The sequence below is a fragment of the Paludibacterium yongneupense DSM 18731 genome, assembly GCF_000422925.1.
Taxonomy (GTDB): domain Bacteria; phylum Pseudomonadota; class Gammaproteobacteria; order Burkholderiales; family Chromobacteriaceae; genus Paludibacterium; species Paludibacterium yongneupense.
In genome coordinates this window covers 1-21,714 of record NZ_AUGZ01000044.1, presented here as the reverse complement: position 1 = coordinate 21,714, position 21,714 = coordinate 1, and the positions used below count along the sequence as shown (strand labels likewise).

General features: G+C 60.9%; 32 protein-coding genes, 1 other RNA gene and 1 pseudogene. 28 read left to right on the top strand and 6 right to left on the bottom strand.

Features of this window, described 5'->3' with window-relative positions:
* On the bottom strand, positions 1-158 hold a 158-nt coding region (gene cydP / locus G520_RS25840), incomplete at its 3' end, for a cytochrome oxidase putative small subunit CydP (protein WP_428829238.1).
* A 374-nt stretch (positions 159-532) separates the two neighbouring features.
* Here cydP and G520_RS0113850 point away from each other — a divergent pair.
* Positions 533-1,453 (top strand): sensor domain-containing diguanylate cyclase, encoded by a 921-nt coding sequence (locus tag G520_RS0113850; RefSeq protein ID WP_028536186.1) that lies wholly within the window; start codon positions 533-535, stop codon positions 1,451-1,453.
* Between the two features lie 156 nt (positions 1,454-1,609).
* Here the strand turns inward: G520_RS0113850 and G520_RS0113845 are convergent, their stop codons facing one another.
* On the bottom strand, positions 1,610-1,882 hold the full coding sequence (locus G520_RS0113845; protein WP_028536185.1) for a hypothetical protein: 273 nt from the start codon (positions 1,880-1,882) through the stop codon (positions 1,610-1,612).
* 572 nt (positions 1,883-2,454) lie between these two features.
* Positions 2,455-3,210, bottom strand: coding sequence for an XRE family transcriptional regulator (locus tag G520_RS0113840; protein ID WP_036666348.1), 756 nt, complete (start codon positions 3,208-3,210; stop codon positions 2,455-2,457).
* 192 nt (positions 3,211-3,402) lie between these two features.
* Here G520_RS0113840 and G520_RS0113835 point away from each other — a divergent pair, with 192 nt between their 5' ends.
* From G520_RS0113835 to G520_RS0113735, 22 genes are all read left to right on the top strand, one after another.
* The gene (locus G520_RS0113835) at positions 3,403-3,714 is read left to right on the top strand and encodes a helix-turn-helix domain-containing protein (protein ID WP_028536183.1); all 312 of its coding nucleotides are present in this window, start codon (positions 3,403-3,405) and stop codon (positions 3,712-3,714) included.
* A 55-nt stretch (positions 3,715-3,769) separates the two neighbouring features.
* Positions 3,770-4,249 carry a hypothetical protein gene (locus G520_RS0113830; protein WP_028536182.1) on the top strand — a complete coding sequence of 160 codons (480 nt, stop codon included), beginning with the start codon at positions 3,770-3,772 and terminating at the stop codon, positions 4,247-4,249.
* A gap of 4 nt (positions 4,250-4,253) precedes the next feature.
* The gene (locus tag G520_RS22850; RefSeq protein WP_051229407.1) at positions 4,254-6,425 is read left to right on the top strand and encodes a Mu transposase C-terminal domain-containing protein; all 2,172 of its coding nucleotides are present in this window, start codon (positions 4,254-4,256) and stop codon (positions 6,423-6,425) included.
* Positions 6,426-6,455: 30 nt separating this feature from the next.
* The gene (locus G520_RS0113820; RefSeq protein WP_028536181.1) at positions 6,456-7,193 is read left to right on the top strand and encodes an AAA family ATPase; all 738 of its coding nucleotides are present in this window, start codon (positions 6,456-6,458) and stop codon (positions 7,191-7,193) included.
* Complete coding sequence (locus G520_RS0113815; protein ID WP_028536180.1) at positions 7,193-7,831, top strand: ATP-binding protein; 639 nt, start codon at positions 7,193-7,195, stop codon at positions 7,829-7,831. Before G520_RS0113820 ends, G520_RS0113815 begins: the two co-directional genes overlap by 1 nt.
* On the top strand, positions 7,818-8,141 hold the full coding sequence (locus G520_RS0113810; RefSeq protein WP_028536179.1) for a transcriptional regulator: 324 nt from the start codon (positions 7,818-7,820) through the stop codon (positions 8,139-8,141). Before G520_RS0113815 ends, G520_RS0113810 begins: the two co-directional genes overlap by 14 nt.
* Before the next feature lie 2 nt (positions 8,142-8,143).
* Entirely contained in the window at positions 8,144-8,446 is a 303-nt protein-coding gene (locus tag G520_RS0113805) for a hypothetical protein (protein ID WP_036666347.1), read from the top strand.
* A gap of 14 nt (positions 8,447-8,460) precedes the next feature.
* On the top strand, positions 8,461-8,841 hold the full coding sequence (locus G520_RS25385) for a helix-turn-helix domain-containing protein (protein ID WP_211222832.1): 381 nt from the start codon (positions 8,461-8,463) through the stop codon (positions 8,839-8,841).
* Positions 8,825-9,127, top strand: coding sequence for a hypothetical protein (locus G520_RS0113795; protein WP_084637636.1), 303 nt, complete (start codon positions 8,825-8,827; stop codon positions 9,125-9,127). Before G520_RS25385 ends, G520_RS0113795 begins: the two co-directional genes overlap by 17 nt.
* On the top strand, positions 9,127-9,750 hold the full coding sequence (locus tag G520_RS0113790; protein WP_028536176.1) for a DUF3164 family protein: 624 nt from the start codon (positions 9,127-9,129) through the stop codon (positions 9,748-9,750). The genes G520_RS0113795 and G520_RS0113790 overlap by 1 nt, the downstream gene beginning before the upstream one ends.
* 41 nt (positions 9,751-9,791) lie before the next feature.
* A complete protein-coding gene (locus G520_RS0113785) occupies positions 9,792-10,067 on the top strand; it encodes an HU family DNA-binding protein (RefSeq protein WP_028536175.1) in 276 nt (91 codons plus the stop codon).
* A gap of 2 nt (positions 10,068-10,069) precedes the next feature.
* An RNA gene (locus G520_RS24525) (hammerhead ribozyme type II) lies at positions 10,070-10,132 on the top strand.
* A 9-nt stretch (positions 10,133-10,141) separates the two neighbouring features.
* Positions 10,142-10,579, top strand: a complete 438-nt coding sequence (locus G520_RS0113780; protein WP_156876952.1) for a hypothetical protein — start codon at positions 10,142-10,144, stop codon at positions 10,577-10,579.
* Between the two features lie 173 nt (positions 10,580-10,752).
* Positions 10,753-11,151, top strand: a complete 399-nt coding sequence (locus tag G520_RS0113775) for a gp16 family protein (protein WP_028536173.1) — start codon at positions 10,753-10,755, stop codon at positions 11,149-11,151.
* Positions 11,148-11,582, top strand: coding sequence for a Mor transcription activator family protein (locus G520_RS0113770; protein ID WP_028536172.1), 435 nt, complete (start codon positions 11,148-11,150; stop codon positions 11,580-11,582). The genes G520_RS0113775 and G520_RS0113770 overlap by 4 nt, the downstream gene beginning before the upstream one ends.
* A 63-nt stretch (positions 11,583-11,645) precedes the next feature.
* Positions 11,646-11,840, top strand: a complete 195-nt coding sequence (locus G520_RS0113765) for a hypothetical protein (RefSeq protein ID WP_028536171.1) — start codon at positions 11,646-11,648, stop codon at positions 11,838-11,840.
* A gap of 100 nt (positions 11,841-11,940) precedes the next feature.
* Positions 11,941-12,429 carry a lysozyme gene (locus G520_RS0113760; RefSeq protein ID WP_051229406.1) on the top strand — a complete coding sequence of 163 codons (489 nt, stop codon included), beginning with the start codon at positions 11,941-11,943 and terminating at the stop codon, positions 12,427-12,429.
* Entirely contained in the window at positions 12,414-12,941 is a 528-nt protein-coding gene (locus G520_RS0113755) for a DUF7940 domain-containing protein (protein WP_028536169.1), read from the top strand. Before G520_RS0113760 ends, G520_RS0113755 begins: the two co-directional genes overlap by 16 nt.
* Positions 12,942-12,951: 10 nt before the next feature.
* Positions 12,952-13,572, top strand: a complete 621-nt coding sequence (locus G520_RS24985; RefSeq protein WP_051229405.1) for a hypothetical protein — start codon at positions 12,952-12,954, stop codon at positions 13,570-13,572.
* Positions 13,573-13,779, top strand: a complete 207-nt coding sequence (locus G520_RS0113745; protein ID WP_028536168.1) for a TraR/DksA family transcriptional regulator — start codon at positions 13,573-13,575, stop codon at positions 13,777-13,779.
* Entirely contained in the window at positions 13,779-14,003 is a 225-nt protein-coding gene (locus G520_RS0113740; protein ID WP_028536167.1) for a hypothetical protein, read from the top strand. The genes G520_RS0113745 and G520_RS0113740 overlap by 1 nt, the downstream gene beginning before the upstream one ends.
* A gap of 3 nt (positions 14,004-14,006) precedes the next feature.
* Positions 14,007-14,507, top strand: coding sequence for a DUF1804 family protein (locus G520_RS0113735; protein WP_028536166.1), 501 nt, complete (start codon positions 14,007-14,009; stop codon positions 14,505-14,507).
* Here G520_RS0113735 and G520_RS0113730 read toward each other — a convergent pair.
* A complete protein-coding gene (locus G520_RS0113730; protein WP_028536165.1) occupies positions 14,504-15,004 on the bottom strand; it encodes a hypothetical protein in 501 nt (166 codons plus the stop codon). The genes G520_RS0113735 and G520_RS0113730 overlap by 4 nt on opposite strands.
* 22 nt (positions 15,005-15,026) lie before the next feature.
* Between G520_RS0113730 and terL the strand changes: the two genes are divergently transcribed.
* The 4 genes from terL (at position 15,027) to G520_RS0113710 (ending at position 20,288) form a co-directional block, all read left to right on the top strand.
* Complete coding sequence (gene terL / locus G520_RS0113725) at positions 15,027-16,661, top strand: phage terminase large subunit (RefSeq protein WP_028536164.1); 1,635 nt, start codon at positions 15,027-15,029, stop codon at positions 16,659-16,661.
* Positions 16,662-16,672: 11 nt separating this feature from the next.
* Positions 16,673-18,295, top strand: a complete 1,623-nt coding sequence (locus G520_RS0113720) for a DUF935 domain-containing protein (protein ID WP_028536163.1) — start codon at positions 16,673-16,675, stop codon at positions 18,293-18,295.
* The gene (locus G520_RS0113715; RefSeq protein WP_028536162.1) at positions 18,282-19,601 is read left to right on the top strand and encodes a PBECR2 nuclease fold domain-containing protein; all 1,320 of its coding nucleotides are present in this window, start codon (positions 18,282-18,284) and stop codon (positions 19,599-19,601) included. The genes G520_RS0113720 and G520_RS0113715 overlap by 14 nt, the downstream gene beginning before the upstream one ends.
* Before the next feature lie 105 nt (positions 19,602-19,706).
* Positions 19,707-20,288 carry a phage virion morphogenesis protein gene (locus G520_RS0113710; RefSeq protein ID WP_028536161.1) on the top strand — a complete coding sequence of 194 codons (582 nt, stop codon included), beginning with the start codon at positions 19,707-19,709 and terminating at the stop codon, positions 20,286-20,288.
* Positions 20,289-20,485: 197 nt separating this feature from the next.
* Here the strand turns inward: G520_RS0113710 and G520_RS0113705 are convergent, their stop codons facing one another.
* The gene (locus G520_RS0113705; RefSeq protein WP_028536160.1) at positions 20,486-20,887 is read right to left on the bottom strand and encodes a hypothetical protein; all 402 of its coding nucleotides are present in this window, start codon (positions 20,885-20,887) and stop codon (positions 20,486-20,488) included.
* A 211-nt stretch (positions 20,888-21,098) separates the two neighbouring features.
* Here G520_RS0113705 and G520_RS0113700 point away from each other — a divergent pair, with 211 nt between their 5' ends.
* Positions 21,099-21,383 (top strand): phage protease, encoded by a 285-nt coding sequence (locus tag G520_RS0113700; RefSeq protein ID WP_028536159.1) that lies wholly within the window; start codon positions 21,099-21,101, stop codon positions 21,381-21,383.
* 14 nt (positions 21,384-21,397) lie between these two features.
* Here the strand turns inward: G520_RS0113700 and G520_RS24515 are convergent.
* Positions 21,398-21,714 (bottom strand): annotated as a pseudogene (locus tag G520_RS24515) (integrase core domain-containing protein); the annotation flags it as partial.

The following is a 21,714-nucleotide window of genomic DNA, read 5'->3' as shown; positions in this document are numbered from 1 at the left end:
GTATCCCCGTTTACCGGTGGCCGGTCTGTAAACCAGACCTGCTTGATGACGATGATCAGAACCAGCTTGATCACCAGGACTCCGACGATTTCTTTTGTGTACGGGCTATGTGGTCGCAATGGCCGCTCTTTATATAAAATCGACTTTATAAAAACCATTTGGTGCAAATGGGATTTTATCATGTCAAAACCGTTCAGTCACAGCCCGTGCCGCGCCCAGCCTGTATTTCCGCCGCGACGCGATCGCTAGTTCCTTTCAAAACATGAGCTTGCGATCGTCGATAAATAAACTCGGGCGCGGGATGTCATGTCCGAGGCGTGGCCTGCTGTGCCATGTGCTCGCGGTGCGGCCTGTTTTACACTGATAATGATATTGGAATATTTTATTCGATGTATGTAGACGCACAGCCCTGTCTGCAAAACACAACGGCCGCGCGCATGATTCTTTACAAGTCATTACATTTTCTTTTTGTTCTTTGCGAATGTCATGATAATGAAGGGCGGATAACCGGGCTCAACACGGGAGGCATCGGGTGGCGGATTTTGCTCATTACGGTTCGGTACTGGACTCCCTCGGCGAGGGGGTCGCGGTCATCGATCGCGAAGGAACCATCGTTCTTGTCAACCAGGAATGGGGGCACTCCATCGCCAACGACGGTGGATTGCCCGAACCTCATCCCGGCAGCAACTTTCTGGACGACTGCCGCGCGGGCGACGCCACCGCCGCACGGGCCTTGCAAGGAATCAGCGCCGTCATTCGCGGAGACGTTTCGCGTTTCGAACTGGCGTATTCTGGCCATGCGCACGAACAACACGAATTTCAATTGCATTGCGCGCCACTGAACGCTGTCCCATCCGCTTATTTTGTACTGACCCACCGCGATATGGGCAGCGCCCGAGGCGGGGCAACGGAGCCGGGATCAATGCCGACGTCCGGTCCGCAATCGAGCGCGCTGAATGCCCACCTGGAAGGGGAGTGGGCGCGCTGCCGGCGCAATGGACTGCGCCTGTCCATGATGGCCGTGGCGCTGGATGCTTTCGACGCTGCCGTCGAGCGTTTCGGTCGTGACGGCGCCGAGGCGTATCTGCAGCGGATAGAGCAGGCGCTCGGCCGCTTTGCCGGCCGCGCAGGGGATAGGGTGGCCCGCCTGGACGATGCGGTTTTCGTCATTGTCATGGCGCAGACCGATATCGTCGACACCTATTATCGGGCATTGGAGATCAAGCGCGCGATCTCTGCCATTGATGTCGGTGCAGGGCAGTCCAAGCGCCTGACGGCGAGCATAGGCATCAGCTCTGCCATTCCGACGCCCGAGCGCTCACCCAGCCATTTGCTGGAGAATGCCAGAAGCGCCCTTGCACGCGCCCGGCGCCTGGGTCACAACCGGGTCGAGCTATCCTTGCAGGAAGTTGCCGCGCTCCCCTTGCGCACGCGCCCGCACGGCAAGGGATGAGGACGCAGCGACAACCGGGCACGGGCATGAAAGCCTGCTAGTGTCGCAATCGACCTTGGCGGAGGAGGGGCGAGACAGGCGGGATGCGCCGGGGACGTCATCCAAGAGCAGGGCCATCGGACGGCAGCTGCCGTTGCCGGTCGGACGTCGACCAGGCTATCCGCGTTTATGGCCATCCAGATATTCGTCGACAGCGCAGCGAGCCAGGGATGCCATGAAGCGCCAGGCATCCCCGACAGAATCCGAGCGCGGAAAGGTATTGAGCAGGGCCGGAATCAATCCGGGCGAGCCGGGGCGGGTGGGTTCGATGCGAACGAGGATAAACCAGTCCAGGCTTCTGTCCGTTATCGTGCCCTCAAGCGCAAAACCGCGGTATTCCTCATAGGTTTGATCGTACGGCTGCATGCTTTTCTCCGGAAGCGTGTTCATTGGAGCGCCTTCTATCGCCCTGTGCGGCACGGGCGGAGCGGTATTGTTGCCCCGTTGCGTGGGAATATTTCCCATATATAGATATGTTTCCATGAGAATGCAGCTCGCGTCAAGCAATGCGGAGGACGGGGCGCCACCCCGTGCGCGCCAATCCGCATTTGCATTGCAAGCGTACGTAAAGAACAGAGCAGGTCGGCATGACTGTTCGCCTGCCATCGGAATGACCATGCGTGAACGCGCGGGGGCCTTCAGGGACGGGATGGAAACCCGGTTCGGCGGCCTGGCTGTGGTCACGGCGAAGAACACGAGTATCGCCGCTGCGGTTTTTTGCTGCCGACGAAGGGCTGAACGCCGCGGCATGTGGGGGGATGGTTAGTTTGTCACCCAAAGAAAGGGACATTGCGCCACCCTGAAACCCTTATCTGACGGGGCTTTCACGGCGGCGCGAACGAAAAACAGGCTTGCAAAACTTTTGGCAGTAATCGCAAGAAAACGAATTGGTTCTTGCGCGGTTTTGACACCAGAATGCAGAGTTCTTGGCATTAGCCAATCACACGAGACTTACTTTCTGGCTAAATTTGACGGCCGAACCAGACGACACGTCCGATGACCGCAAAATCGGCAGTTTGCTTGTTCATATCGACCTCGAATGGCGGATAGGCATCATTTGCACTGAAGATACCCAGCTTCCCACCCGGAACACGCTGAACACGCTTGACCACCAGGTTGCCGTCTACACGCAACACGAACAGACCACTATCGGCGTTGTTGTCGGCATGGTTGATCAAGATCACATCACGGTTGTTAAGCACCCCCTCCATCGAATCCCCTTTCACAGAGAGCACCGACAGATCATGTGGAGCAGCGTGCAAGTAGTTGCTGATCCAATACTTACGGAATGCCATTGAAAACACTGGAGCTTCCCCCTCTGTGGCTGCACCGTGACCTGCTGCGGCCTTGAGGTTGTAACGCGGAATGAATACGAACTCATCCAAATCAACAGGATTACCCAAGGTGTCCTGGCAGCTGCAGGTCGGCTGCACCAGCGGTTGAGGAACGTTAACATCGACAAGCCCAACTAGTTCCGCTTTGAGTTTTGGCCCTACCCCCGTCGCGATCCAGTCAAGATACACGCCAGCCGCCACAGCTAGTCGAGCGATAGCCTCCAAAGAAGGCCGGCTCTCACCCCGTATGTACCTATAGAGCATGTCTTCTGACACGCCGGCGGCCTTGGCAGCTACCTTCCGTCCCCCTAGAAGATCAGAGACCTCAGAAATTCTAGTTCCGATTTCAAGTTGCTGAATCGGAACAGGAGTGTTGTCGCTCATGCGCAGTTCCCATTCTTGCAGAAATGCTTATTCACCAAGGAAATACCTAACATCTGCGAGTAACGTTGCATTAATTCGAATCGGAAACGAATCGGAACCGGCAAATATCCTACCTTGATACGCAAATCTTCTTGTTTACCTAGAAAATGTGCGTTAGTATGTGCATGCCTAATCAGTGCAAAGGATTAAGGAATGAACACATCTGACGCCCAAAAAAATTCCGCCGTGGATTGGCACCGGGCGGACATCGTCGCAGCGCTGCATAAACGGGGCTGGTCGCTTCGCCAACTTTCCATTGAGGCTGGGTTGAGTGCGGGGGCACTGAACAACGCCTTGGATCGTCCATGGCCGAAAGCAGAGCGAATCATCGCCGCTGCGATCGAGGAAACGCCCGAAACCATTTGGCCGAGCCGCTACGAGAAACGCCATTTTAAGCCGGTTTTTCCATCTTCGCTCCCCCCTATTGCCAAGATCGACACAGTTTGTGCCGTTGTCATGGGTTGAATCATATGCCTAGGTGCTCGCGGTAGCGACACCGGCGTTTCTCAAGGAAAGCAATATGTTGGCGAGAAAACGCAATTGGAAGTCGATTCGCCCCACAAGTCTGTCCGAGGCATTCGAACTTTGCGTGGAACATGCCGCTACAGTGCGGCGCCCGATCAAGGTCATGGCCGATCTGATGGGGGTCGAGAGCAAGACGCTGTATCGCTGGCTATCGGAAACGTCCATGCCGCTGAATCGTATCCGCCAGTTCGAGGCCTTCAGCGGGGTTTCATTTATCAGCGAATACCTGTGTCTCGCGCACGGCAACAAGGTGGTCATCGAGATTCCGCTCGGGAAGAAGGCCTCCGTCATTGACCTGGCCGAAGTACAGGCCAGTTTTGCGGAAGCGATGACACTACTGGTCCGTTTCTATCAGCAAGGTGAGGCTGAAGAGATTACCGTCTCGGCCCTATCCCGCGCGCTGGAACAGCTGGCCTACCAACGCGAGAACGTCCTCAAATCCGGCTCGCCCGAGCTTGAACTGTTCGGAGACTGAGTCGATGGAAACGCGGATCGAAATCAAGAGCCATTACAGCGCAGTTGAACTGGCCTCCATGGCGTTACCAGCGATTCCCGCCTCAGAGCGCGGAATTCGGATCGCGGCAGAGCGCGAGGGGTGGAGCTCCCGGCGCAAAGCCAAGGGCAAAGGCTGCGAATTCGACGTCAACACCCTACCGGAGGTGGCAAAGGCCGAACTCAAGCGACGCCAGGCGCAGTCTCTGCTGGTTTCTGCCGGCGTGACCAAAGTGTCCGCTCGTGAGAAGCGGCTGGTGCAACGCGAGGAGCAACTCGACCTGACCCTGCACACCGTCGACCAGTTGACCGACGCACAGCGCATCGTGGCCGAGGCGCGTTGCGCCCTGGTCGCCGAGGTCAACAAAGTGGCGATGGTGCTCGGGAAGAAGAAAGCCACGCTCCATGTCGCAGACGCGGCCAAGACCCGAAGCCTGCCGGAACTGCTGCAGCAGCTGGTCGACCGTGCCAACGCCAAAGGTAACGACGAGCGCACGGTCAGCAGCCGCACCCTGTTCCGCTGGTGCGCGATGTTCGAATCGACTACCAGCCCGAGCGAGCGCCTGCGTCGCCTGGCTCCGCAGCAGCGCCAGGCCGATCTGAACATGCCGTGGTGGATGGGCGAATTTCTGGCAGCCTATCGCAAGCCGGGCAAGCCGCCGCTGGCCGAGGCGTACCGCGAGTTTCTGCAAACCCTGCCGGTCAATGAGGACGCACCGAGTGAGCACGCGGTCCGCCGCGCGCTGAAAAAGCTGCCGGCGCCGATGCTCTATCAAGGCCGCCACACCGGCGCCGCGCTGGCGGCCAAGCTGCCGTTCGTCCGCCGCGACTGGAGCCAGTTGGAGCCCGGCGACGTCTGGGTCGGCGATGGCCACGGCATGAAATGCACGGTGATCAACCCCGAGACCGGCAAGCCGCAACAGCTGGAAGTCACGCTGGGGTTGGATGGAGCAAGCCGACTGGCGGTGGGCTGGAGCATCTCGCTGTCGGAAAACGTCATTGCCGTGTCCGACATGCTGCGCCACGCCATGACGCGCCACGCGCCGCCGCTGATCTACTACAGCGACAACGGCGCCGGTGAAACCGGCAAGGTGCTGGACGCGCCGCTGACCGGGATCTTGCCGCGCGTCGGCATCCATCACGAAACCGGCATACCGGGCAATCCGCAGGGCCGCGGCCTGATCGAGCGCGCCTGGCAGACCATCACCCTGCCACTGGCGCGCCGCTACGCCACCTATCGCGGCGGCAGCGCAGACCGCGACACGCTGCGCCTGGTCAACCGCGATATCAGCCGTGCGCTGACCGTGGCCAAGAACGCTCCGGAAGGCGAACCTGTCGCGATCCCGCATGTGCCGAGCTTCGCGGAATTTGTCACCGACCTCGACGCCGCCATTGCCGAGTACAACCAGCGCCCGCATTCCAGCCTGCCTAAGCGCAACGGCGAGCATATGACGCCCGCCGAGTATTACGAGGCCAATCGCCGGCCGGGTGACTCCGCGCTGTCGGCGCTGGAACTGCAAGACCTGTTCCGCCCCACCTTCCTGCGCACCGCACGACGCGGCGAGGTGCAACTGTGGAACAACGTCTATTTCAGCGTCGAGCTAATGGCGGTCGATGGTCAGGAAGTGCAGGTCGGGGTCGATATCCATGACCCGGCCAGCGTAGTGGTCCGCACCCGCGAAGGCCGTTTTGTGTGCCTGGCCGAGTTCGACGGCAACAAGACAGCCGCCTTCGCCAAGTCCTTGCGCGACAAGTTGTTGGAGAACCGCGTCAAGGGCCAGGTCAAACGCGCGCAGGACAAGATCGACCTCGCCACCGCTACCCTGCGACCGGCACTGACGATGGCCGAAGGCGACGTGCTGCCGGGCATTTCGGGGAAAGACATCGCGGGCGCCTTCGAACGTATGCCGACCACCCCGGAAATTGCCGACCAAGAGATCACGCGCCCCGTTGCGGTTCGAATGCAAGCCCCCGACGACTTTGCTGTTCCGCAAGAGCCACAGCAACGGATCGAGTTGCATCGCCAGCTGCAGGCGCAGGCACGGATCGGGACATCGCTGTCCGAGCGTGAGAGCAAGTGGCTGGTCAGCTACGCCAAGAGCCACGAATACAAGGTTTTGAGCAAAAAAACGGCCGATGTGGTCCAGGCATCGGCGTGATTTGAAACATCACGACAAGGGGATTTTTTAATGAGTGAATCAGTCGTCAATCGCATCGCGCCGATCGCCAACCTTGATCTGGTGGCGGTCGTAATGGAGAAGCTAGTCAACCGGCAGGATGGTCTGCCGGGGCTTGCGGTCTACTACGGCCCGTCCGGTTGGGGCAAAACCACCGCCACCGTGGCCGTGGCCAACCGCAGCCGCGCCTACTACGTGCAGATGCGCTCGGCCTGGAGTCGCAAAACGCTGCTGGAAAAAGTCCTGTTCGAGATGGGGATCAAACCGGCCGGGACCATCCCGTATCTGCTCGACCAGATCTGCGAGCAGTTGGCTGCCAGTCGTCGCCCACTGATTCTGGACGAGTTCGACTATGCCGCCGCCAAGGACGGCATGATCGAGTTGGTGCGCGACATCTACGAGGGCAGCCAGTCGAGCCTGCTGCTGGTCGGCGAGGAACTGCTGCCGAACAAGCTGAAGCGGCACGAACGTTTCCATGGCCGCGTGCTGTCCTGGCTGCCAGCCGTCGCGGTCACCCTGGACGATGCCCGCAAACTGGCTCCGATTTATTGCCCGGGCATCATGCTGACCGACGACGTACTGAAACATCTGGTAGCCCTCAGCCACGGCTCGGTACGGCGCGTGGTAGTCAACCTGGTCAACATCTATGACGCGGCCTTGATCGAAGGCTGGGATGTCGTCGACCGGACCACGTGGGGTGATCGCCCTCTGTACACCGGTGACGCACCCAAGCGCCGGGGAGGCCTGTAATGGCCGCCGCAAACCGACGCCGCAAACCGATCGATCTGGAAATGACCGGCGGCAAGAGCAAGCGCCAGGCCATGTGGGAGGCAATACGCCAACGTCACGCCAACTTCACGCTGACGGAAGTCGCACGTGCGGTGGAGACCGATACGGGCACGACCAAGACCTATCTGCAATCGCTGGAAAAAGGCGGCTTCATCGAGACGCTGAACCCGATCCGGGGTGGCCATGAGGAGAAGCGCTATCGACTCGCCCGCGACAACGGGCTTGAAGCGCCGCGCCTGACACGCGATGGCTCCCCCGTGGTACAGGGGCGAGCGCAGGAGCAGCTGTGGCGCACCATGCGCATGATCGGCGCAGATTTCAATTACTTGGAGCTGGCCGGGCTCGCCTCCACCGAGGCTGTACCGGTGGCCCCCATCGCCGCACGCGATTACCTGAAGCATCTGGCACATGCCGGTTATGTGATGGTGGTGGCCAAAGGCCAAGGCCGTGGTTTAGGCGGTGTGCCGACTCGCTTCCGCTTCAATCCCACGCGCTATACCGGCCCGCGCCCGCCCATGGTTCAGCGTACCAAGTCCATCTACGACCCGAACCTCGGCAAGGTGGTCTGGCAAGAGGAGGTCGACCATGACGAACTCTGAGCCGCGCTGGCTGGCTTGGCTGCGTACCGAAGCCGCCCACAGCAACATCACCGAGGTCGCACAGCGCATCGGCTACTCGCGCACCACGGTCAGCCTAGTGATCGCCGGCAAGTACCCGGGGAAAATCGATCGCATCGCGCACACCGTCACGACGATGCTCGAAGCCAGGCTGTGCCCGCACCTGCAACAGCCGGTATCGGAAGGCGACTGCCAGATCGCCGCCCTCGGCCCGGCCCCCACCCACCACCCGATGAAGCTTGGGCACTGGCGTAGCTGCCAGCGCTGCTCGTATCGACCGAAAGGAGCGTGACCATGCTGTTAGCCCACCAAACTCAACCGCGATCGCCCAACGCCATGATCCGCGACGCGGCCGTCAAGGTCGCCGAGGCAATCGATGCCCTCAGCGAGAATGGTTTCACTGTCGTCAAGGTGGAACTGGACATGCCGGCACGGCCGACGATTCGTATCCAGACGTGTGCACATTGCCACCGTCTGATCAGCAACGGCGACGCCGTCTATTACAGCTACGGCCAGCAAGACCACTTCGGTCCCTACCGCGAGGGTCAATTCCAACTCGGCGGTTGCCGGGTGGTGTGGTTGGAAATGGGTCATTAACGAGGAGAAATGAAATGAGCGAACAAACCGTTAACCACGACTATCGCGCCCTGCGCCGTCAAAAGGGCCTGAATCAGCAGCTGTTCTGGAACCAGGTCGGCGTGACCCAGTCCGGCGGCTCGCGCTACGAGAACGAGCGCTCGGTGCCGGCGCCGGTGGCTGAACTGGTGCGACTGCACCACGAACTCGGGATCGACACGCGCCAGGTCACCCCGCAGAACGCGGCGCTGATCCGCGCGATCTTGTCTGAGCAGTTGGACGCCGAGACCCTGCTCAATAACGCAGAACGCTGCCGCGACCTGATGGATGTCCTCGGCTGCGCCGCGCAGGATCTCGGCGCGTTGGCCGCCTCCGTCAATCAGACCTTGGGGACGGACCGTGGAGTCGTTGCCTAGTGCCGAGCTTGACGCGGCGATCAAGATCGCCCTGGCCAAGGAGGTAGAACAGCTGGTTGCGATGGGCATGGAGCGCAAGAAGGCCCGGCGGGCCGTGTGGGATGACTACCTGGCCGAACTGAACTGTCATGTTCACCCGCCCGCCGCGCCACCTCCCAAGGCAGAGCCCCTTCTGGCGACACCAAAGCCGCCCCCCGAAGGACATTTTTTTACGCCGGAGCGCCTGCGGAAGAACCGGCAGGCTCTAGCAAAAGTGAAACAACTGGTAGGACTTAGGAGCAACTGATGCACAACACGACGCAAACCGCACCGCTTGGCTATTGGCAGGATGCCAAAGGCTGCCTGGTCCCGGAAAGCATGATCCGCCCGATCGACCGCGAGCGTGACCGCCTGGTCGCCGAGCTGGTGACCAAGGCGCGCGAGGTTTCCAAGGTATTGGCCGACTTCAAGGCGCAAGCTTTCGGTGACATCGGCGCCTTCATCGACCTGTCGGCCGAGCAGTACGACGCCAAGGTCGGCGGCAAGAAAGGCAACCTGACACTGTATTCGTACGACGGCAAATACCGGGTGCAGCGCGCCATCCAGGAGCGCATCGCTTTCGACGAACGTCTGCAGGCGGCCAAGGAATTGATCGATGAGTGCCTGCACGACTGGACCGAAGGCGCGCGCCCGGAAATCCAGGCCATCGTCAATCAAGCCTTCGACACCGACAAGGAAGGCCAGATCAACACCGGTCGCGTATTAGCGCTGCGCCGTCTCGCCATCACCGACGAGCGCTGGCAGCGCGCGATGGCGGCGATCGGCGAAGCGGTCCAGGTCGTCGGCAGCAAGTCCTATATCCGTATCTATGAACGTATCGGCGAGACCGACCAGTATCAACCGATCCCGCTCGACATCGCGGGCGTCTGAAGCCACAAAACCCATTCATTACCCACCACCGGAGCATAAGCATGACCAAGCAAGAGCTGATCAAACACCTGGCCGAACAGGCCGACGTGAGCAACAAGCAGGCCGAGTCCGTATTGAACGCGCTGATTACGGCGGTGCAGGACACCGTGCGCGCCGGCGGTCAACTGACCATCACCGATCTGGGAAAATTCGGCAGCGTCGAGCGCGCCGCCAAACTCGGGCGCAATCCGAAGACTGGCGAAGTGGTTCCGATCGCAGCGAAGCGCGCGGCAAAGTTCACTCCGGCTAAGCGCTTGAAGGAAGCCGCCGCCGGTTGAACCCGCGAAACCGCCGCGAGGCGGTCTGCCGGGCGTGGTGGCCCGGTACTGATGAGCAGCCGAGGGACAATCAAATGAAACTGACTCAAGAACAACGTGAACAGCTGATCAAGCAGCTGTCCCTCCCATGGGGACGAGCGGACCTGCTTTGCGACGGGCGGCGGATTACGCTGGAAGTGCGTCGAGTGAACAAAGGAATGACCTACCGGGTCTGCACCTTCGTGGATGGCTATTTCAAATACGAATGGGCACGAGGTAGCACCGCGCATAGCGAGCAGAAGTTCCTACGGAAGTCCGTACGCCCCAATGTCAGCCCGGCCAAACGCAAACAGCTGGAGAAGCAATGGGGAAAGCGCTACGTGAAGAACGACACGTTCATCAATGGCACCATCACGCTCTACCTCCCTGACTGGGTCGACGGCAAGGCCGCCATCAACCATTTGTGCAAGGTCAGCGACAGCATCGAAATCAGTGAGGCGCAACCGTCGCCCACCACCGTCATCGGTCCCTAGAGCCTGGTGTCGAGCCGGTAGTCGTTCACGACGGCCGGCTCCGCAACGAGTTTTAACGATAGCAGCCTGCATTGGTGAGCGATCCACCTTCGAGTAACCGCAACCGGAGATGCCGACCTCAGAATCCGGCGGATCGCTCAGCCACTGCAGACTGAACTCATGGAGGGTGACAAATGAGCCGCAATCCGGCGTTAGCGAAGATCCACATCGCCAAGAAAGAACTGGCTCTGGATGACGACACCTATCGCGCCATGCTACAGACCATTGCCGGGGTGACGTCTAGTAAAGAGCTGTCCGATGCTGGCGCCGCCAAGGTACTCGCTCATCTGCGCCACTGTGGCTGGAAGCCGAAAAAGGGGAACAGACCACGCGCAGGGGGATCGCGCCAAGCGCTGGTCAGCAAGATCGAAGCCCTACTGGCGGAAGCCCACCGCCCCTGGTCCTACGCCGACGCGATGGCCAGGCACATGTTCTACGTCGACAAGACTGACTGGCTAGCCCCAGAGCAACTGATCAAGCTGGTGGGCGCGCTGACCTACGACGCCAAACGACACGGGAGGCCCCTCGCATGAAGTTGGATGACGTGCAACACCTACTGCCCGAGTCGGCGCGGCTGCTGGTCCGACTGATCGGGCTGGCCAAGACGATGCACCTGGTCAACGTGCTCGGCGGTACGTCCTTCCCCGTCGCGTTACGCAAGAGCCGCCAGGGCGAGATCCGCTATGAAATGCTGGCCGAGGTGGTCGGCGTCGAAGCGGCCGACATCCTGACCCACCACTTCGGCGGCGACATGCTATATGTACCACTGTGCAAGGCGGCGCTGCGCGAGCTGTTCTACCGTGAGGTCCGAGCCGAGTTTGACGCACTGACTCGCGATTACAGCGCGCTTTACGCGGTGTCCTCGCTGGCCTCGAAACACAGAATGTCGGACCGGCAAATCTGGCGAGTTTTGAAGAAGCTGGATGCGCCGTCATCTGCCCCTGGACAAACGTCTTTATTCTGAATAGATGGACGACAACGCCGATGGCTTGGGATAGCATCATGCGTATCCCTGCTGGAGATGACGATGCCCTTGCTGATAAATACGTTGGGTTTGCTTGTTTTTGTAATTTCACTTATCCCTGCCCTGATAGCGGGGCGCCGCAAAAAATGGCCTGCCATGAAAGTGATTGGCATGGGGGTTCTATTTGCTGGCGTCGTGATGCTGGCTGTTGAAAATCTACTTACCGCCATAGTGATTCCGTTACTAAGGAGCAACTAAAGCGGTTCCCCCAGCCCCGCCCCAAGCGGGGCTTTGTATTTCCACTGACACCTGCCATCTGAGCACAGAGCCGCCTGGCCAATAGACTCGAAAGCGTTTATTGAGCGAGGTCCGCAACGTGGCCATCACCCCGTTACAGAAGAAAACCGCCGCCGGTGCCACGGCCGGTATTGTCACCGCCATCATCGCGTTTACCGCCCCTTTCGAGGGGGAAAGCCATGTGGCGTACCGCGACCCGGTCGGGGTGCTCACGATCTGCGACGGCGAGACCCAAGGTGTGCACGTCGGCCAGCACATGACCCACCAGCAGTGCATGGCGGCCATGGCCAAGCGCGTCCCGCAGTACCTCGGTCCTGTCGACCGCATGATGCCCTCGCTCACTACCAATCAACGCATCGCCTTCACCGACTTCGCCTGGAACGAGGGCGTGGGGCGCCTTGAGCATTCCGGCATCCCGCCGTTGATGAACCACGGTCAGATCCGAGCCGGGTGTGACCGGTTGCTGAAATTCGACACTGCCGGTGGTCATGTCTACCCCGGCTTGAGCAAACGCCGCAAGGCAGAGAGGGAGTTATGTCTGAAGTTCTGAGCGATATGGTTGCGGGTGCTGACGGCGCCATCGTCAAGGTCGAGAACGGTATCAAGGCTGTCGAGGCCGAAGTGAAAAGCGCCTGGGTCGATGGCGTGCGGTACTGGTACGCGCTGTGGTCGGTGCGTATGGCGATCTTGTCGACCGTGCTCGGCGGGGTCAGCGCGCTGCTGCCGACGTGGCAGCCGGCTATGCCGGCGCTGCCGTTCGCCATCCTGGCCACCGTCTGCGCAGCCTTGGCCGGCTTCTCCAGCTTGGTCAAGCAACCGGCCTTGCAAGCCCGGATCGAGACGGCGCGCCAGGCGCAATCGGAGGCGATGGCCCAGGCCGCCGCCCAGGCCTCGGCACAGGCGAAGGCGCAGCAGGAAGCGGTGGCGCAAGTGGCGCGCGCCGCCGCCATGCAAGCCGTTCAGGAAATGCTGTCGCGGCAGAACGGGGCGACCGTGGTGAATGAGGCGACGCCCGGCACAAGCACGGCGGGTGCCGCCGCGCCTGCGCCGGCGCAACAATAAGGAACGACCGATGCCTATCCAAACCAAGATCATCGCGGCCCTGGTATCGGTCGGCCTCCTCGCCGGGGCGGCCTTCCTCGCCTACGAGCACGGATATCGCCACGGTTTCTCGGTGGCCCAGACCCAAGGTGACGACACGCTGTCGCACTTCAAGCTTGCTCAGGCGCAGGCTACCTCCGCCGCCCTCAAAACCGCCAATGACCAGTATGCCGCCAGCGTGTCGCGCGCCAATCAGGCCGAGCAGTCCTTGCTCGACGCCCGCGCCCAACTGGCCTCGCAATCGCAGCACGCCAAGGAACAGATCGATGCTGTCACTCAGACCTACCGCACCGCCCCCGACGCCCCGTCTCGGGCACTGCCTCAGTGTGTGTTTACTCGCGGCTTTGTGCGCCTGTGGAACCAGCGCGCTGGCGCCGCTGCCGGTGATCGTTCCGAACCGAGTGGCGCCGCTACCACCGACGCTGTCGCAACGACCAACGCCCCCGATGCCCTTGATTCCGGGGTATCACAAGCGGACATCCTCGACTGGTTCATCGACTACACCGCCCGTAACCGCAGCATCGAGTCCCAACTGAACCAGGTACTCGACGTCGAACAAGCCAACCCGCCAACCCAGCCGCAGGAACAATAGATGGACCAGTTTGACAAGGCGACCGAGCTGGAGGAACAACACCGAGAGCAGGCCCTGGCCGCCCAGGCCAGGCGCCAGCCCAACGGGCACAGCTATAGCCACTGCGAGGACTGTGGCGAGCCGATCCCGGAAGGCCGCCGCAAGGCGATGCCGGGTTGCCACCGCTGTATTCCATGCCAACAGCTCCATGAACAAGGGGGGGCCTGATGGGGGCCGATCAAGACAACGAACTCGCGCGTGCGCTCGGGCGTATCGAAGGCAAGCTGGACATGATCGCGGCGAGCCAGGAGAACCAGAACACGCGCCTGGACGGCATGGATGCGCGCTTGCGCCATGTTGAAAAACAGGCGGCCACGGCCGGCGCCATCAGCGGAGGCATCGTGGCAGTCGGAACAGCGATCGCGGTCGAGCTGGTAAAACGGGCACTGTGAGGCATGGCACATTCTCCTGAAACACGGGACAAGGTGCGCCGACTCTACGTGTTCGATCGCATCAGCCTAGAGGTCGCGTCGCTGCAGTGCGGCGTGTCGCTATCTACGTCCAGTCGCTGGAAGCGCGACGCGCAGGAGATGGGCGACGACTGGGACAAGCTGCGTGCTGCCGCGATTCTGGCCGGCGACGGCATAGAGAGCGTGGCGCGCGCGGCGCTGGCGGGTTTTTTAACGCAGTACCAGGCGACGATGGACATGCTCAATGCGTCGAACGATATCCGCGCCGAGGCCAAGGTGCAAATGCTGGCGAGTCTTGCCGACTCGTTCAACAAGACCGTCTCCGCCAGCAAGCGGGTACTCCCCGAGACCAGCCAGTTGGCGACCGCAATGGAGGTCGTGCAAAAAATGGCCGGGTTTATTCGCGAGCGCTTCCCCAAACATGCCCAGGCGTTCGTCGAGGTGCTCGAGCCATTTGGGGAAGAACTGGCGAAGGCGTACGGCTAGAACAACCGGTAGACGTCGAAGGGTTTACTAATTTCTTCGCCACAGCTGGCGCACACCGAGTAAGCCTGAGAACAGAGTTTCTTGCGATCCACAAAACTGTATAGGTTCGAGTCAACACGGGTTTCGTGCCCTTCAGAGCAGTGGAATGTGAGACCGAGTAGCAGTTTGGATAAATCTCCAATGGACAAGCCGCTCAATGACAAGCAGCCATCTTCCCCGCCCGTAACGGTGGTGTAGGCATCTAACCATTTCTCTGTGAGTTCCCAGTCTTCGTCCATGACCCCATAGGTCCAGTACTTCTGGCGGAACCCGGTACTCCATGGCTTCAACCGTCCACCGATGTAGCCATTGTTTCTAAGAGTGATGACTTTGCTCTTTAGGAGCGCAGAAAAGTCGTTATCCGTACAAATGGGAAAGTCGTCGTGAGTCACAAAGCCCCTTTTGTTCAGGACTAGTGCGATGCCCGATGCGGTGAATTTGTCGAGAACCTTTTTCATTAAATCTCTCGGTTAAAATGTCATGAGCAAGCTTACCAAAAAAGATTTCCTCAAGGACGTCGCTCTGCTCGCGGCCGAGTACCGCCGCCAGATCGACGCCGAATGCGAAGGCTTCGACCCCGATCCGGCCACCAGTCAGGCGCGTCGGCTACGAGCGTTTGCCAGCTTCCGCTACTTCGCCCAGACCTACTTCCCGCACTACGTCAAACACGACCCGGCAACGGTTCACGACTACCTGTTCGACCGCTTCCAAGACGTGGTCGACAACGATGTCGGCGACCATGATGCGGTCGCGGCGCCGCGCGGTCACGCCAAGTCCACCCTCATCACCCAGATCGGAACGCTGTGGTGCATCGTGACCGGCCGCAAGCACTATCCGATCATCGTGATGGATGCACTCGACCAAGCCCTGCCGATGCTGGAAGCGATCAAGGCCGAGCTGGAGTTCAATCCGCGCCTGCTGCTCGACTTCCCCGAAGCCACCGGCCAGGGCCGCGTCTGGCAGGTCGGCACCATCGTCACCGCCAACGACGTCAAGGTCGAGGTATTCGGCTCGGGTAAAAAGATCCGCGGCCGCCGTCACGGCCCGTACCGGCCCGACCTGGTAATCGGCGACGATCTGGAGAACGACGAGAACGTCCGCAGTCCCGAACAGCGCGACAAGTTGATGGGCTGGATCACCAAAAGCCTGCTGTCGCTCGGCTACGCCGACGACAGCCTCGACGTGTTCATCATCGGCACCATCCTGCATTACGACTCGGTGCTGGCGCGGCTAATCAAGAACCCGCTCTGGAAAAGCGCCAAGTTCCGCGCGGTCGAGCGCTGGCCCGAGCGCATGGACCTGTGGGATCGCTGGACCGAGGTGCTACTCGGCCAGGGCGAGGACGAGGCGCGTGCGTTCTACCAGGCGCACCGTCCCGGGATGGACGCCGGCGTGAAGATCTGCTGGCCTGGCGGCACCACCTTCTACAAGTTGATGGTCAAGCGCGCGCGCGACGGCAAGGCAGCCTTCGACTCCGAACAACAGAACGACCCGCTGTCAGGCGACGACGCGCCGTTCGCCGAGTGCATCCACTTCTGGGTCAACCGCCTGCGCGACTGGATCTTCTATGGCGCCTGCGACCCGTCGCTGGGCAAGGCCGGCAGTTCGCGCGACCCATCGGCGCTCCTGGTCGGCGGCTTCAACCGCGAGACCGGCATTCTCGACGTGGTCGAAGCCAGCATCCGCAAGCGCCTGCCCGATCGCATCATCGAAGACGTGATCGCCTTCCAGGCGCAATACCGCTGCGTACTGTGGCTGGTTGAATCGGTCCAGTTCCAGGAGTTCATGCGCACCGAACTGGTGAAGCGCTCGGCAGCGCGTCACATCCCGGTGCCGGCGCGCGGCGTGATCCCGCACGGCGACAAGCTGCTGCGCATCGAGACCCTGCAGCCGCATATGGCCAACGGGTTGATCCGCCTCTATCCCGACCAGCACACGCTGATCGAGCAGCTGCGCCACTTCCCCAAAGCCGACCACGACGACGGACCCGACGCCCTGCAGATGCTGTGGGCAGCCGCGCAGTCCGGGGTCGGCGTGATCGACTACACCCCGGTGCCGCGTCACGCGGCACGGAATGATGATGACGCGCGCGGCTTCGGCGCTGGCGCCTGGTAGGAGTGACAAACATGCCACAAATCGTCGACATGAACGGACAGCCGTTCCAGCGCGAGGTCCTGGGCGAACAGCCGCAGACCGCGCAACTGAGCTGGCTACGCTATAGCTGGGAGGCGCACCCGTCGCGCGGCCTGACGCCACAGAAGCTGGCGCGGCTGCTCGAGGATGCCGAGCGCGGCCACCTGATCGACCAGTCGGACCTGTTCACCGATATGGAAGAAAAGGACGCGCATATCTTCTCCGAGATGAGCAAGCGCAAGCGCGTGCTGCTAACGCTGGACTGGGACATCAAGCCACCGCGCAATGCGAGCGCGGGCGAGAAGGCGCTGACCGAGGAGGTGCGCGAGTGGTTCCAGGATCTGCCCGGCTTCGAGGACATGCTGCTCGACTGCCTGGACGGTATCGGCCATGGTTTCTCGGCGCTGGAGATCGGCTGGAAGCAGTTGGGCCGACTGTGGTTTCCCAAATCCTTCGAACACCGCCCTCAGCGCTGGTTCATGAATCCGTGGTTCGATCGCGACCAGATTCGGCTGCGCGGCATCAATGTCGATGGCGAGCCGCTGTGGCCGTTCGGTTGGGTCGTGCATCGGCATAAGGCCAAGTCGGGCTATATCGGTCGCGCCGGCCTGCACCGCATCCTCGCCTGGCCGTATCTGTTCAAGAATTACTCGGTGCGCGATCTGGCTGAGTTTCTGGAAATCTACGGCCTGCCGTTGCGGGTCGGCAAGTACCCGGCCGGCGCCACCGCCGACGAGAAAAACGCATTGCTGCGCGCGGTGGCCGAAATCGGTCACAACGCCGCCGGCATCATCCCGGACAGCATGCTGATCGAATTCCAGGAGGCGGCCAAGGGCAATAGCGGTCACATGCCGCACATGGCGATGATGGAATGGTGCGAGCGCAGCCAGTCCAAGGCTATCCTCGGTGGTACGCTCACCAGCCAGGCCGACGGCAAGTCGTCGACCCATGCCCTGGGCAACGTCCACAACGAAGTGCGCCACGACCTGATGACGTCGGACGCGCGCCAATTGGCGGCCACGCTGACGCGCGACATCGTGTACGCGATGATCGTGCTCAACCGTGGGCAGATCGACCCGACACGCTGCCCACAGTTCGCATTCGAAACGCGCGAGCCGGAAGACCTCAAGCTATACGCCGAGGCGTTGCCGAAACTGGTGGGGATTGGTCTGCCGATCACCAAGAAATGGGCATTGATGAAGCTGTCTATCCCCGAGGCCGAGGACGGCGACGAATTGCTGACCATTCCGCAGCCGATCATGGCTTTGCCACCGGAGGAACGGCCACTACCGGTTAAGCCTGGCCAAACGCAAGCGCGTGCACAGCTGCCGCGCTATCGCGCCGTGATGAGCAACGACCACGGCGAGATCGTCTACCCCGACCAGCACGCACTCGACCAGGCGGCCGACTCCCTCCCTCACGCCACGCTCGCCGCCGGCATGGACACCTTGCTGGCGCCGGTCATCACCGCGCTCAAGGCCGGCGAGACGCCGGACGCGGCGATCGAGGCGTTGCTGGCCGCGCAACCGTCCATGGATGACGAGACCGTGGCGACTCTTTTGGCACGTGCCCTGTTCGTCGCCGACCTGTGGGGACGGGTGAATGGCGGGCATTGATCTCGGCTACGCGATCGGACTCGAACCGAAAGAGGCGGTCGCCTACTTCGAGTCCAAAGGCTATGTGCTCGGCTTCAACTGGCAGGACGTAGCCGCCGAAGCCCATGCGCGCGCCTTCACCGTGGCCGGGGTGATGAAGGTCGACGTGTTGCAGGACATCCGCAACACGCTGGCCGAGGCGTTAAAGAACGGCCAGACTCTACAACAGTTCAAGGACGCGCTGATCCCGACACTGGAGCGCAAGGGCTGGTTCGGACGCGGCCGCGTGGTCGACGAGGACACTGGCGAGATCCACGGCAAGCGTCTGACGCCGCGCCGGCTCGATACGATCTTCAGGACCAACCTGCAGTCGGCCTATATGGCGGGGCGCTACGCGACGCAGATGGCCCAGGTCGACAGCCATCCGTACTGGGAGTACGTCGCGGTGCTCGACAACCGGACGCGGCCGGCGCACGCAGCGCTGTCCGGCACTGTCTACCGCTACGACGATCCGTTCTGGGCGACCTTCTACCCACCCAATGGCCACAACTGCCGCTGCCGCGTACGCACGCGCATGGCACGCGAACTCAGCCGCGAAGATCGGGATGCTGCTGGTAGTGGCGATCGCCTGGAGAAGGTCGAGCAGTCCGTAGGACGCGATGGCCAGACTCAGCCCGCCATCGGCTACAAGAGTCCGATCACCGGCAAGCTGGTCACGCCCGATCCCGGTTTCGGCTGTAACCCCGGCCGCGAATGGCAGAAGCCGTTCACGCCGCCACTGCTCGACTCCTTGCCGCGTACCTTCCCCAAGGGCATCGAGCTGCCGAACTTGCCACAGCCGACGTCGGTACCGGCATCGGAACTGCTGCCGGCCGATCTGGATAAGCCGGCCTACGCCCAGGCCTTCCTGCAGGAGTTCGGCGTTAGCCTCGGCCAGTCCAAGGTCATCCAGGACGCGTCCGGTGCCCCACTGGTGATCTCCGACGATCTGTTCAAGACGGGCGACGGTAGCTGGAAAGCGGACAAAGACGGGCGCGGCCCCTATATGCGCTTGTTGGCCCAGGCGGTCAAAACCCCGGATGAGATCTGGCTACGTTGGGAAGAGCGGCGCGACACGCCAGGCAAATGGCTACTGAAGCGACGCTACATCAAGACGTGGCAAATCGACGGCCAGGACGGCCCGCAATATGGCCTGAGTGTTTTTGAATTGGGGCAGGACGGCTGGAGCGGCTCGACGACGATGATGGCGAATGAAAGCCGAGGGCCGGGAGCGCGCCGACGCTATATCGAAAAACAGCGCGACGGCTATTTACAGTACCGGAAATGAAAGGCCCTACCGCGCCGATTCACGGTAGGGCCGCTGGGCAGTTCCTTTGGACGCATCAGATCGGGAGCTTGTGCGACTGCCATCAGCATGGATTGGAGTATAGGCATGATTGACCTTGAATTTCAAACCGATGGCGTGGTCGATGTCTTGCAACGCCTCGGCGCCGCCTCGAAAGACGCCACGCCGGCCATGCAGGCCATCGCCGCGATCATGGGCAATGCCGTCGAGGAAAATTTTGCGATGGAGGGACGGCCACGCTGGTTGGGGCTGAAACCGGAAACGCTGCAGCAACGCGTGAGGGACAAACTCAAGTCGGAACGCGGCAAGTTCAAGAACGGCGCCTGGAGCATCAAGATCGGCCAGCGCGCCGCCGGCTCGGTCAAGATCCTGCAGCGCTCGGGGCGCCTGGCCGCCAGCATCAGCCAGGCCGCCAGTACGGACACGGCCGAGGTCGGCACCAATGTGGTTTATGCCGCCATCCAGAACTTCGGCGGCGAGACCAAGCCCCATGTGATCGAGGCCAAGAACGCCAAGGCGCTGGCGTTCAATGGGCGTTTCGCCAAGCGCGTGAACCATCCTGGCTCAAAGATTCCGGCACGACCGTTCTTGATGCTGACGGATACGGAAGAAGTGCTAATCGAAACGGCGGTGGTTGACTATCTTCGACGTATCACCGGGGGATACTGAAGAAAGGGCGAAAAACCGCTGTAGCGGCTTTGTCCCGGTGCGCGCGGGAAAGTATGCTTGCAAGCGGCGGAAGGGGCGTTAAGAGGCCGTTAACGCGCGAGCATTAGCCACAATGTTGCAATCGTCGGGAGGCATAGGGGCAGGAAAGGCCTAACTGCCTTTAAGCTGCCCATCGCGAAGCTAAGAGAGCACAGACGTTATTCGTCGCGGCGGGACCGGAGAATCATCCGTATCTCATGCACTGCCGCGCGTTCACGGCGTTCAAACTCGTTGGGCTCGAAGACGCCCTTTACTCCCATGGCGGCAACAATCAGTGAGCCGAGCTGCATAAAAATGCTCGCCAGGTCCTTCTGGCCATTGAGCTGCGCCCAGATAGCAGACCCCGCGAACAAAGCTGCGGCCAGCAAAAAAATGTACTTGAGACGGCTAACCTTCGCCCAGAATTCACGCTTAAGGTTCTCAAGCCTGAACGGAAGCTCACGTTCCTTGAGGTGCTGACTCGTGCAGTGGGTAAGAGGAATAAACTCATTTTGCGAGTGGTCGATGATATTGAAGTCGCCGCCAACGGTGATATCTCCACCATTATTGAAGTCGCGCATGCATAGTTCTCCGAGGTTTATATTGCAGATAAATGTTGAGTTGTGATCCACACGATTAGATTAATATTTCACCAACAATAAAATATCAATAGCTTATTTAAAATATAGCCTCTAGAGGTTATTAAACACGTTGCGCGCGGGGTACAGGTGCGCTCTACGTACTGACACCGATCAACTCCCCCCCTTCAGCGCCGCCCACCAAAATGGCGGCATGGCTAGCAATCGTACGGCCCTCGCGGCCCTGACCCTCGAACTCACCGACCGCACTGGCAAGACGGTCCAGTTGCTGCCCGCTGGCCGCTTCAAAGCCAAGGACGGCCGACCGGGCTCGCAAGCCGCGTGCACGGAATGGGTCTGCTGCCCCGAGCAAGCCAACGCGGTGATGGCCCAGGCTGCCCAGCAATCCAACCCCATGGTGATCGACTATGAACATCAAACGCTGAACGCAGAGACCAACGGCCAGCCGGCCCCGGCCGGCGATTGTCAAAGGTGTTGAGATAATTTTACGATTTATGCAGCCAATAAATTATCGGTTTTCTCCTGCGTAATCGGTCGATCCGGATTGAGCTGAACCGCATCGTTCCAGGCCCAATTTCGTGTCTCTCCTTGCCAGCGTTCTGGCCGTGCGGTGCGAGCCGCTTGATAGACCAGATGGCGCTTCGCCAGCAAGATTTTATCCAGCCCTTGGTGCCGCTGAGCCGGGGTCACGAATTGGATGCCGCTGTGACGATGGGCGTGGCAATACCAGTCGATGAAACGCTTTACCCATTGCCGGGCTTCGTCCAGTGAGGTGAAGCCTTTACGTGGCCATGATGGCCAGTACTTCA

What these genes read in the sequence shown, in the direction of transcription:
- G520_RS0113790 (WP_028536176.1), top strand. Translation starts at nt 9,127, where the DNA reads ATGCACAACACGACGCAAACCGCACCGCTTGGCTATTGGCAGGATGCC.
- G520_RS0113745 (WP_028536168.1), top strand. Translation starts at nt 13,573, where the DNA reads ATGGACCAGTTTGACAAGGCGACCGAGCTGGAGGAACAACACCGAGAG.
- G520_RS0113845 (WP_028536185.1), bottom strand. Translation starts at nt 1,882, where the DNA reads ATGAACACGCTTCCGGAGAAAAGCATGCAGCCGTACGATCAAACCTAT.
- G520_RS0113765 (WP_028536171.1), top strand. Translation starts at nt 11,646, where the DNA reads ATGCCCTTGCTGATAAATACGTTGGGTTTGCTTGTTTTTGTAATTTCA.
- terL (WP_028536164.1), top strand. Translation starts at nt 15,027, where the DNA reads ATGAGCAAGCTTACCAAAAAAGATTTCCTCAAGGACGTCGCTCTGCTC.
- G520_RS0113840 (WP_036666348.1), bottom strand. Translation starts at nt 3,210, where the DNA reads ATGAGCGACAACACTCCTGTTCCGATTCAGCAACTTGAAATCGGAACT.
- G520_RS24985 (WP_051229405.1), top strand. Translation starts at nt 12,952, where the DNA reads ATGCCTATCCAAACCAAGATCATCGCGGCCCTGGTATCGGTCGGCCTC.
- G520_RS0113775 (WP_028536173.1), top strand. Translation starts at nt 10,753, where the DNA reads ATGAGCCGCAATCCGGCGTTAGCGAAGATCCACATCGCCAAGAAAGAA.
- G520_RS0113740 (WP_028536167.1), top strand. Translation starts at nt 13,779, where the DNA reads ATGGGGGCCGATCAAGACAACGAACTCGCGCGTGCGCTCGGGCGTATC.
- G520_RS0113780 (WP_156876952.1), top strand. Translation starts at nt 10,142, where the DNA reads ATGAAACTGACTCAAGAACAACGTGAACAGCTGATCAAGCAGCTGTCC.
- G520_RS0113815 (WP_028536180.1), top strand. Translation starts at nt 7,193, where the DNA reads ATGGCCGCCGCAAACCGACGCCGCAAACCGATCGATCTGGAAATGACC.
- G520_RS0113735 (WP_028536166.1), top strand. Translation starts at nt 14,007, where the DNA reads ATGGCACATTCTCCTGAAACACGGGACAAGGTGCGCCGACTCTACGTG.
- G520_RS0113705 (WP_028536160.1), bottom strand. Translation starts at nt 20,887, where the DNA reads ATGCGCGACTTCAATAATGGTGGAGATATCACCGTTGGCGGCGACTTC.
- G520_RS0113810 (WP_028536179.1), top strand. Translation starts at nt 7,818, where the DNA reads ATGACGAACTCTGAGCCGCGCTGGCTGGCTTGGCTGCGTACCGAAGCC.
- G520_RS0113715 (WP_028536162.1), top strand. Translation starts at nt 18,282, where the DNA reads ATGGCGGGCATTGATCTCGGCTACGCGATCGGACTCGAACCGAAAGAG.
- G520_RS0113720 (WP_028536163.1), top strand. Translation starts at nt 16,673, where the DNA reads ATGCCACAAATCGTCGACATGAACGGACAGCCGTTCCAGCGCGAGGTC.
- G520_RS0113805 (WP_036666347.1), top strand. Translation starts at nt 8,144, where the DNA reads ATGCTGTTAGCCCACCAAACTCAACCGCGATCGCCCAACGCCATGATC.
- G520_RS0113785 (WP_028536175.1), top strand. Translation starts at nt 9,792, where the DNA reads ATGACCAAGCAAGAGCTGATCAAACACCTGGCCGAACAGGCCGACGTG.
- G520_RS0113700 (WP_028536159.1), top strand. Translation starts at nt 21,099, where the DNA reads ATGGCTAGCAATCGTACGGCCCTCGCGGCCCTGACCCTCGAACTCACC.
- G520_RS0113730 (WP_028536165.1), bottom strand. Translation starts at nt 15,004, where the DNA reads ATGAAAAAGGTTCTCGACAAATTCACCGCATCGGGCATCGCACTAGTC.
- G520_RS0113755 (WP_028536169.1), top strand. Translation starts at nt 12,414, where the DNA reads ATGTCTGAAGTTCTGAGCGATATGGTTGCGGGTGCTGACGGCGCCATC.
- G520_RS0113710 (WP_028536161.1), top strand. Translation starts at nt 19,707, where the DNA reads ATGATTGACCTTGAATTTCAAACCGATGGCGTGGTCGATGTCTTGCAA.
- G520_RS25385 (WP_211222832.1), top strand. Translation starts at nt 8,461, where the DNA reads ATGAGCGAACAAACCGTTAACCACGACTATCGCGCCCTGCGCCGTCAA.
- G520_RS22850 (WP_051229407.1), top strand. Translation starts at nt 4,254, where the DNA reads ATGGAAACGCGGATCGAAATCAAGAGCCATTACAGCGCAGTTGAACTG.
- G520_RS0113820 (WP_028536181.1), top strand. Translation starts at nt 6,456, where the DNA reads ATGAGTGAATCAGTCGTCAATCGCATCGCGCCGATCGCCAACCTTGAT.
- G520_RS0113830 (WP_028536182.1), top strand. Translation starts at nt 3,770, where the DNA reads ATGTTGGCGAGAAAACGCAATTGGAAGTCGATTCGCCCCACAAGTCTG.
- G520_RS0113835 (WP_028536183.1), top strand. Translation starts at nt 3,403, where the DNA reads ATGAACACATCTGACGCCCAAAAAAATTCCGCCGTGGATTGGCACCGG.
- G520_RS0113770 (WP_028536172.1), top strand. Translation starts at nt 11,148, where the DNA reads ATGAAGTTGGATGACGTGCAACACCTACTGCCCGAGTCGGCGCGGCTG.